This window comes from Streptomyces glaucescens (genome assembly GCF_002154375.1).
GTDB lineage: Bacteria > Actinomycetota > Actinomycetes > Streptomycetales > Streptomycetaceae > Streptomyces > Streptomyces glaucescens.
Window position 1 is genome coordinate 1 of the sequence record NZ_MUND01000056.1, and the last position, 7,246, is coordinate 7,246.

Below are 7,246 nucleotides of genomic sequence, written 5' to 3' on the forward strand. Positions count from 1 at the left end.
ACGTCGAGGACGTCGTACGGCGGTGGCGGGAGGGACGCGAGGGGCGGTAGGCGCGGGGAGGTTCGGGGCGGAGCACCTCCCCGGCGCCGGACAGGGCACCGTCCCGGCGTCCGGTCAGCCGGTGGCGAGGAGCTGGAGCGTGTCGATCACACGGTTCGAGAAGCCCCACTCGTTGTCGTACCAGGCGACCACCTTGACGTGGCGGCCGTCGACGCGGGTGAGGGCCGAGTCGAAGATCGACGAGGCGGGATTGCCGGTGATGTCGGACGACACGAGCGGGTCCTCCGAGTACTCGAGGATGCCGGCCAGCGGCCCCTCCGCCGCCGCCCGGTACGCGGCCAGCACGTCGTCGCGCGTCACCTCGCGGGCGACGGTCGTGTTGAGTTCGACGATCGAGCCCACCGGCACCGGCACGCGGATCGAGTCGCCCGACAGCTTGCCGTCGAGGCTCGGCAGCACCAGGCCGATCGCCTTGGCGGCGCCCGTCGTGGTCGGCACGATGTTGACACCGGCGGCCCGGGCGCGGCGGGCGTCGCGGTGCGGACCGTCCTGCAGGTTCTGCTCCTGCGTGTAGGCGTGCACCGTCGTCATGAACCCGTGCTCGATACCGGCGAGTTCGTCGAGGACCGCGGCCAGCGGCGCGAGCGCGTTGGTGGTGCAGGAGGCGTTCGAGACGACCGTGTGCACGGCCGGGTCGTAGGCGTCCGTGTTGACGCCGAACGCGAGCGTGACGTCGGCGCCGTCCGACGGCGCGCTGACGAGCACCTTCTTCGCCCCCGCGTCGAGGTGGGCGCGGGCGGCCTTGGCCGAGGTGAAGCGGCCGGTGGCCTCCAGGACGATGTCCACGCCGAGGTCGGCCCACGGCAGCCGCGCCGGGTCCCGCTCGGCCAGCACCGTGATCCGGCGGCCGTCGACGACGAGGACGTCCCCGTCGACGGTCACCGGGCGCCCGAGTCGGCCGGCCGTGCTGTCGTAGGCGAGCAGCCGGGCCAGAGTGGCGGGCTCCGTCAGGTCGTTGACGGCGACGACCTCCAGCGTGCTGTCACGCTCCAGCAGGGCGCGCAGCACATTGCGTCCGATGCGGCCGAAACCGTTGATGGCGATGCGAGTCATGAGTGGTGTCCCTTCCCTTCGCCACCAGGCTCGCCCGCGGCCCGCGCCACAGACAGTGGCGTGATCGCCACGGTTCAAAAGGATCCCGCCACGCCCGCGCCCGGCGGGTCACTCACCCCGGGTGAAGGTGCGCCGGTAGTCGGTCGGCGTGGTGCCGAGGATGCGCTGGAAGTGCAGGCGCAGGTTCGCGCCGGTGCCGAGCCCGACATCGGCGGCGATCTGCTCGACGCCGCGCTGCGAGCGTTCCAGCAGCTCGCGGGCCAGGTCGACACGGGCGCGCATCACCCACTGCATCGGCGTGTAACCGGTCTCCTCGACGAAGCGACGGGAGAACGTGCGCGGCGAGACCCCCGCCTGCCGCGCCAGCAGGTCGAGGGTGAGGGGCTCGCCGAGTCGGTGCAGCGCCCACTCGCGGGTGGCGGCGAACCGCTCGCCGAGCGGCTCGGGGACACTGCGCGGCACGTACTGGGCCTGTCCGCCGCTGCGGTAGGGGGCCGCGACCAGACGCCGGGCCGCGTGGTTGGACGCGGCCACTCCGAGGTCGCCGCGCAGGATGTGCAGGCACAGGTCGATGCCGGAGGCGGCACCGGCCGAGGTGAGCACACTGCCCTCGTCGACGAACAGCACGTTCTCGTCGACCCGGACGAGCGGATGCCTCGCCCTGAGTGCCCGCGTGTAGTGCCAGTGCGTCGTGGCGCGCCTGCCGTCGAGCAGGCCGGTGGCGGCGAGCGCGAAGGCGCCCGTCGAGATGGCGGCGAGCCGCGCGCCCCGGTCGTGGGCGGCGACCAGCGCGTCGACGACGGCCCGCGGCGGGTCGTCGCGGTCCGGGAACCGGTAGCCGGGGACGAAGACGATGTCGGCCCACGCGAGCGCGTCGAGGCCGTGGGCGACGCAGTAGGCGAGGCCGTCGCCGCCGGTGACGAGGCCGGGTGTCGCCCCGCACACCCGCACCTCGTAGGGCATGCTCGCGCGGGTCGTGAAGACCTGCGCGGGAATGCCGACGTCGAGCGGCTTCGCACCCTCGAGCACCAGGACGGCGACGCGATGCAGGCGGGAGGCTGACACAGGAAGAGGCTACGCGGGGCGTGACGCCGAGACACCCGCTGGGACGTGACGTGAGACGCCCGCTGGGACGTGAGGCCGAGACGCCCGCTGCGCGGCCCGGTGCGCCGCTCGCCCATGATCAGGTCAGGGGAAGGGACAGGGGCAGGGCAGGCCCGGCCACTGGCTCAGTGACCGGGCCGGCCGGGTCAACGGTGCAGGAGGCGGTCGGCCAGCTCGCGGTAGTCGCGCAGCGCCAGCCGCAGCTGCTCGGTGTCGGTCGTCACCGAGGTCGACTCGTCGGTCGCCTCCCAGGACCGGCGCAGATCGCGGCGCCGCTCGGCCATGGCCTCGGTGAACCGGGCGGCGATCTCCTCCATCACGTGATCGGCCTCTTCCACGGCCGCCCGCGGCCCGTCGACGAACCCGGCGACCGCGTGCCGCATCCGCTCCGCCAGCTTGTCCGTCTCGCTGTGCGGCAGCAGCGGCGCCAGATGCGACGCCTTGTCGGAGCGGGCCCGGCCCGACTCGACCCCGCTGAAGTCCGGGGCCTGCCCCGCTCCCGGCTGGTCACCGGGCGCACTGGCGGCCCAAGGGGCGCCGTTGCCCGGGGGCTGGGTGCCGAGGGGCTGGACGGTGGGGGTGCGGGCGCCTTGCGACTGGCCGCCCGGGGCCTGGAGGCCGGGGGGATGCGCGCCGGGGTACTGGGCGTCAGCGGACGGAGCCGGGTCGCCCGGCGTCGTACCGCCCGAGGGCCGGCCACCCGCGCCCGGCAGGGGACCCGCGGTCCCCGGGATGTCACCCGCGGCCCCCGGCACGGGGCCGGGGGCTCCCGCGGTCTCGCCCGGGGCGGGCCCGAAGGCCCCAGGGCCCCCAGGCGCTCCAGGAGCCCCGGAGGTGCCGGGGATCCGGCCTCCCTCGGCCGGGCGCATGGCCTCGTCGCCCGGGGCGGAGGGCTGGTCGCCGGGCGGGATCTCGCCGCCCCTGGGGCGCCGAAGTTCGTCCTCGCTGCGCCGTGGCGTATCGGTCATCTGTGTCAACTCCCCTTGGCGTGGTGCCGGGTGAACCCCCACGACTGGTGGGTGCGTTCCCGGCGTGCGTGGGACGGGGGCCGCCGGTCACCGGTGTCGTGGCGGGCGGGGGCGACCAGGTCCTCGAACAGGGCGCGGGCCTCGACCATCGCCTCGCGCATCTCCTCCGTGGCGGCCTGCTCCGGCTGCCCGTCGGCGCCGCCGTCCGCGCGCGCTATGCGGTGGACGCGCCGGTAACCGTGGACGTGGTCCGCGTGGTGCACGGACAGGGCGGCGAGCTGTTCCTCGTAGTGGCCGCCGTCCGGGAAGCCCCGTACTCCGGCGAGTTCGGCGAGCAGCCGGTCCGCCTCGGTCACCGCGTCGCGCGGCGAGTCGACGAACCGCTCCTGCGCCATCTGCCAGCGCTGCTCGTACTCACGGCGCAGTGCCGGCTCCAGCGGCCGTTCGCGCAGGCCGCCATGGCGTTCCAGCCGCTCGGTCAGTTCCCGCTCGGCGGCCTTGGTGTCTCCGTCGTGCCGGGCGACGGCCCGCTCGTACTCGGGCCCGAAGCGCCGCTTCAGGTCGCGTCCGCCGGTCGCTCCGCGGTGCCGCATCAACAGGGCGGCGCCGATGACGACGACCACCCCGATCACAATCAACGCAACGATCAAGCCTGTGGACATGTGGTTGCCCTCCGGGTTCTCGGTCGCTGTCCGGGTTGCCCCACGGCGGGGCCCCAAACGACGGCGGCCCGACCGGAGGGCCCGCCCCGGCCTCAAATCCGGTTGCGTGCGCCCCCGGTGGCCTCCCGAGAATGATCGCCATGACCTCTTCGACGACGGCCTGGACCGTCGCACCCGAGCCCGTCGACTCCCCCGACGCCCTCGCCCTGTGGCGGGCGTACTACACGGAGGTCAGCGACCGCTGGTACCTGCTGCACGAGGACCGCCGCACCGACCCGGACGAGCTGGAGCGGGAGATCGCGGCCGGGGCCGAGGGCGGCCTGACCCCGCCGGACGGGCGGCTGCTGGTCGCGCGGTACGGCGGCACGCCCGCCGGCACCGCGGGCGTACGGCGCACCGCGGACCCGGCGGTCGCCGAACTGACGCGGGTGTTCCTGCTGCCGGACCAGCGGGGCAAGGGCGGCGCCGCCCTCCTGGTGGCCGCCGCCGAGGACGCCGCCCGCGCGCTGGGCGCGAGCCGGCTGGTCCTGGACACGCGGGGCGACCTGGTGGAGGCGCGGACGCTGTACGCGCGGCTCGGCTACGAGGAGACCGCCCCGCACAACGACGAACCGTACGCCGAGCACTGGTTCGCCAAGAACCTCGGCTGACTCGTCCGACTGGGGTGGTGTCAGCCGGACCGGGAGGCCGCCGGGCGCCCGTCGTGCGGCTGCTCCCGGTCCGAGCCGCACAGTTCGGCGTTCAGCTCCCGCACCAGTTCCGCGAGGTCGTCGGTCTGCCGGCCCGGCCTCCACCAGTCGCCGAGCAGCTCCGCCAGGGACTCCTCCCGCGCGTGCGCCAGTCGTTCGGCGACCTCGCGGCCCCGCTCGGTGAGGACCAGGTCGAGTCCTTCGCGGACGGCCAGCCGCCGTTCCTCCACCTGCCGGGCGGCCTCCAGCAGCACGCCGAGCGGCACGACGGTGCGCTCGGCGAGCACCGCGGGTTCCACCCAGCCGAACCGTTTCATCCGCAGCAGCAGCCAGCTCGCGGCGGGCAGCAGGTCGTAGCCCGCCCGTGCGGTGATCTTCCGGTACACCTCGCGCCGCCCCTCACGGGTGCCCAGCACCGACAGCGCCCGGCACACCTCGTCGTGCGAGGACCGCTCCACCGGGTTGCTGGCGAGCGTCTCCGTCACATCGGGCGCGGTGACGGAGCCGCGCAGCCGGTCCTCCTTCAGGAACCAGGCCAGCACGAAGCCGACGAGGGCCACCGGCGCGGCGTAGAGGAAGACGTCCGTGATGGCCGTCGCGTACGCGTGCAGCGCCGCGGGGCGCAGCTCCGGCGGCAGCTGGGCCAGGCCGCGCGGATCGCCCTCCAGGGCGTCCACCGAGACGCCGGGCGGCAGCTCCGCGCCGCGGAAGGCGGCGGTGAGCTTGTCGCCGAGGCGCCCGGCGAAGACCGTGCCGAACACGGCCACGCCGAACGCGGCCCCGATGGACCGGAAGAACGTCGCGCCGGAGGTGGCCACGCCCAGGTCCTCGTACGACACCGCGTTCTGCACGATCAGCACCAGCACCTGCATGACCAGGCCGAGACCGAGACCGAAGACGAAGAAGAAGGTGCTGATCTGGGCGTCCGAGCTGTTCTCGTCCAGCTCCTGGAGCAGCAGCAGGCCGAACGTGGTGATGCCGGTGCCCGCGATCGGGAACACCTTCCAGCGGCCGGTGCGGCTGACGATCTGCCCGGACACGGTCGACGCCAGCAGCAGGCCCAGCACCATCGGCAGCATGTGCACGCCCGACATGGTCGGCGACACACCCTGCACGACCTGGAGGAACGTCGGCAGGTACGTCATCGCGCCGAACATGGCGAAACCGACGACCAGGCTGATGACCGCGGACAGGGTGAAGGTGCGGATCCGGAACAGCTTCAGCGGCAGCACCGGCTCCGCCGCCCGCCGCTCCACCGCGACGAACGCCACCGCGAGCAGCACACCGAGCACCAGCAGGCCGATGATCTGCGGCGATCCCCAGCTCCAGGTGGTACCGCCGAGGGAGGCGACCAGCACCAGGCAGGTGGCGACCGAGGCGATGAGGAAAGTGCCGAGGTAGTCGATGACGTGCCGGGCGGTCTTGCGCGGGATGTGCAGCACGGCCGCGATCACGGCCAGCGCGACCACACCGACCGGCAGGTTGACGTAGAACACCCAGCGCCAGCTCAGGTGCTCGGTGAAGACGCCGCCGAGCAGCGGTCCGAGCACACTGGTCGCGCCGAAGACCGCACCGAACAGCCCCTGGTAGCGCCCCCGGTCCCGGGGCGGCACCAGATCACCCACGATCGCCATCGACAGCACCATCAGCCCGCCGCCGCCCAGTCCCTGGAGCGCGCGGAAGGCGATCAGCTGGGGCATGTTCTGCGCCATGCCGCACAGCGCCGAGCCGATCAGGAAGATCACGATGGCGGTCTGGAAGAGCCGTTTGCGCCCGTACTGGTCGCCCAGCTTCCCCCACAGCGGCGTGGCGGCCGTCGACGCCAGCAGATAGGCGGTGACCACCCACGACAGGTGGTCCATGCCGCCCAGCTCGCTGACGATCGTCGGCAGCGCGGTGGACACGATCGTCTGGTCCAGCGCGGCCAGCAGCATGCCGAGGAGCAGGGCTCCGATCGAGACCAGGACGTCACCGGAGACATGCTCCCGCGTATCCACCCCGCGCTGCGGGCCGCGCGGCTGAGCCGCTGTGCTGCGCGCATCCTCGGCCATGAAGACCTCCCGAGGCTCGGCCGACACATTCCATCGTCATCGGTGTGACCCGTTATGGCCTGTTGAGTCCTGTGAAGCGGCACGGATCGGCCGGGGGCGCGGCCATGGCCTCCACGAAATCTGCATAATCACTGGAGTTCGCGAAGGGGCCGGGGTTCGCCAGGAGGACCGTGGTTCGCGAGGGGGAGGGACGAAGCGTGGCGGAGCCGAAGGGACACACGTGCCCGGAGTGCGGGGCGGTCCGGGGGGCCGACAACACCCCGTCGTGCGCCTGCGGCGAGCGAGCGGCCGACGCGCTGCGCGACGCCCGTACGGCCGAGCAGGCGGCGGCGGAGGACTTCGACCCGCTGCGCATACGCCCGTACGTCGACCTGGACGGCGCCGGGGGACCGCAGCCCGCCCCCGAGGGGCCCGCGGACGCCGAGCTGACCATGCCGCTGCGCCCGGTGGAGCCCGAGCAGCCCACGTCCGTGCTGCCCACCCCGCTGGCCCCGCCCGCCGCCGCGCCCAGCGCCGGCGACCTCGACCTGTTCGACGAGGGCGCGCGGGACGGGGGGACGGCCCCCAAGGGCCCCGGGCACCCCGGGCACACCGGGCGGGACCATCCGCGCCGCCGCCGCACCGCCGCGCTCGTCGTCTCCGGCGCGGTCGTCGCCGTC

General features: G+C 73.9%; 6 protein-coding genes and 1 pseudogene. 2 read left to right on the plus strand and 5 right to left on the minus strand.

Translation table 11 applies throughout. The features are described from left to right. Positions 1 to 114: 114 nt before the first annotated feature. The 4 genes from gap to CCN42_RS04445 form a co-directional block, all read right to left on the minus strand. Entirely contained in the window at positions 115 to 1,113 is a 999-nt protein-coding gene (gap, locus tag CCN42_RS04430; protein WP_086733161.1) for a type I glyceraldehyde-3-phosphate dehydrogenase, read from the minus strand. 108 nt (positions 1,114 to 1,221) lie between these two features. Further along, positions 1,222 to 2,178 (minus strand): GlxA family transcriptional regulator, encoded by a 957-nt coding sequence (locus CCN42_RS04435; protein WP_086733162.1) that lies wholly within the window; start codon positions 2,176 to 2,178, stop codon positions 1,222 to 1,224. Positions 2,179 to 2,363: 185 nt separating this feature from the next. Further along, entirely contained in the window at positions 2,364 to 3,185 is an 822-nt protein-coding gene (locus tag CCN42_RS44160; protein ID WP_245877145.1) for a hypothetical protein, read from the minus strand. Between the two features lie 5 nt (positions 3,186 to 3,190). Continuing rightward, entirely contained in the window at positions 3,191 to 3,847 is a 657-nt protein-coding gene (locus CCN42_RS04445) for a hypothetical protein (protein ID WP_086733163.1), read from the minus strand. A gap of 140 nt (positions 3,848 to 3,987) precedes the next feature. Here CCN42_RS04445 and CCN42_RS04450 point away from each other — a divergent pair, with 140 nt between their 5' ends. Beyond that, complete coding sequence (locus CCN42_RS04450; RefSeq protein WP_086733164.1) at positions 3,988 to 4,497, plus strand: GNAT family N-acetyltransferase; 510 nt, start codon at positions 3,988 to 3,990, stop codon at positions 4,495 to 4,497. Positions 4,498 to 4,517: 20 nt separating this feature from the next. On the opposite strand, the gene CCN42_RS04455 is transcribed toward CCN42_RS04450, so the two are convergent. Further along, on the minus strand, positions 4,518 to 6,587 hold the full coding sequence (locus CCN42_RS04455; protein ID WP_086733165.1) for an MDR family MFS transporter: 2,070 nt from the start codon (positions 6,585 to 6,587) through the stop codon (positions 4,518 to 4,520). 197 nt (positions 6,588 to 6,784) lie between these two features. Between CCN42_RS04455 and CCN42_RS04460 the strand changes: the two are divergent. Next, positions 6,785 to 7,246: pseudogene (locus CCN42_RS04460) on the plus strand (peptidoglycan-binding domain-containing protein); the annotation flags it as partial.